This window comes from uncultured Thiodictyon sp. (assembly GCF_903828115.1).
Taxonomy (GTDB): domain Bacteria; phylum Pseudomonadota; class Gammaproteobacteria; order Chromatiales; family Chromatiaceae; genus Thiodictyon.
Window position 1 is genome coordinate 1 of the sequence record NZ_CAIKKU010000349.1, and the last position, 1,707, is coordinate 1,707.

Here is a 1,707-nt window from a genome sequence, read left to right on the forward strand (position 1 = left end):
ACGACAACGACAACGACAACGACAATGGCGCGAAAAGCACTCCCTAATGAAATTGTTTAAGCTATCAGTGAACTGTTTCTTAGATCAGTCATCGGTCTTGGGCACCAGCCCATAGCGCTCCAGCTTGTTGCGCAGGCCGACGCGCGACAGCCCCAGGGACTCGGCAGCGTGGCTCTTGTTCCAGCCGTGGCGGTCCAGGGCCGCGCGCAGCAGCCGCTCTTCCAGGGCCTCCACCTGCTCCTTGAGTCCGCCGGGGACGGGCAGCGGTGTCGGCGTCGCGTCCGGTGCCTCAGCGCCCGTGCGGTCCTGATCGCACCGGACGGCACCGCGCAGGAGCCGCGGGTCCAGCAGTTCGATCCCGAGCAGGTCCCCCGGGGCCATGATGAGCATACGCTGGACCTCGTTGCGCAGTTCCCGGACGTTGCCCGGCCAGTCGTAGGCCTGGAGGCCGGCCATGGCCTCGTCGGTGATGCCGCGGCACCCCTTGCCCAGGGTCTCGACCAGTTCCTCCAGGATGGCGCGGGCGATGAGCGGGATGTCGACCCGCCGGTCGCGCAGCGGCGGCAGGTGCAGGCAGAGTCCGGCCAGGCGGTAGTAGAGGTCCTCCCGAAAGCGGCCGGCGCGGCGCTCCCGGTAGAGGTCCCGGTTGGTGGCGGCGACCACCCGCACATCGACGCGGCGGCGCCGGTTGCTACCCACCGGTCGTACCTCGCCCTCCTGGAGGACGCGCAGGAGCTTGACCTGGAAGGCCGCCGAGACCTCGCCGATCTCGTCCAAAAAGATGGTCCCGCCGTCGGCCTGCTCGAAGAGCCCGATGCGGGCGTTGACGGCGCCGGTGAAGGCGCCGCGTTCGTGGCCGAAGAGTTCGCTCTCCAGGATGTCGTCGGCCAGGGCCGCGCAATTCTCGGCCACGAAGGGCTTGTCCGCCCGCGGGCTGTTGTAGTGCAGGGCGCGGGCGAAGAGTTCCTTGCCGGTGCCCGACTCGCCGGTGAGCAGCACCGGCACGTCGTAGGGGGCGACCTGGGCGAGCTGCTCGCAGACCCGGTTGAGCGGGCTCGCCGGGGTACGGCTGATGGTGTCGAGCCGGAAGTTGCGCTTGAGCTGGGCGCGGCGGCGCTCCATACGTTGCTCCAGGGTCGGCGTCGTGACCCGCATCTCCAGCGCCAGGACCTCGTTCTCCCGCTGGAGCTGGTGCAGACGGCAGGCGTTGCGCACGCTCAGCAGGAGTTGGTCCGGGTGCCAGGGCTTGGCGATGAATTGGTAGATGCCGGCGCGGTTGATGCCGTCGATCAGGTCGTCCGCGTCCGTGTAGCCGGAGAGCATCAGGCGCACCACGTCCGGCCAGCGCTCGCGCACCCGGGCGAGGAATTCCACCCCGCTCATCTCGGGCATCCGCTGGTCGGAGATGACGGCCTGGATGTAGTCGTGCTCCAGGCAGCGCAGTGCCTGGGCCGCGCTGGGGGCGGTGTGGACATCGAACTCCTCGTCCAGGATGCGGGCGAGGGCGTCGAGGGACAGGACCTCGTCATCCACCACCAAGATGCTCGGACGCGGGGTGGTCATAGACATATCTTTCCAACCGATCAAGTTAAACACAATCGTTGTCGTTGTCGTTGTCGTTGTCGTAATCGTTGTCGTAATCGGAGAAGCGATGCACTTTGGGGTGCGAGAGCATCCGGGGCTGCGATAACCTCGATTACGACAACG

The 1,707-nt window shown here is 67.0% G+C and carries 1 protein-coding gene; it reads right to left on the reverse strand.

Annotated elements, in window-relative coordinates; genetic code table 11:
• Positions 1-84 precede the first annotated feature (84 nt).
• A partial coding sequence (locus QZY48_RS12965; protein WP_366929680.1) for a sigma-54 dependent transcriptional regulator occupies positions 85-1,707 on the reverse strand: 1,623 nt, incomplete at its 5' end.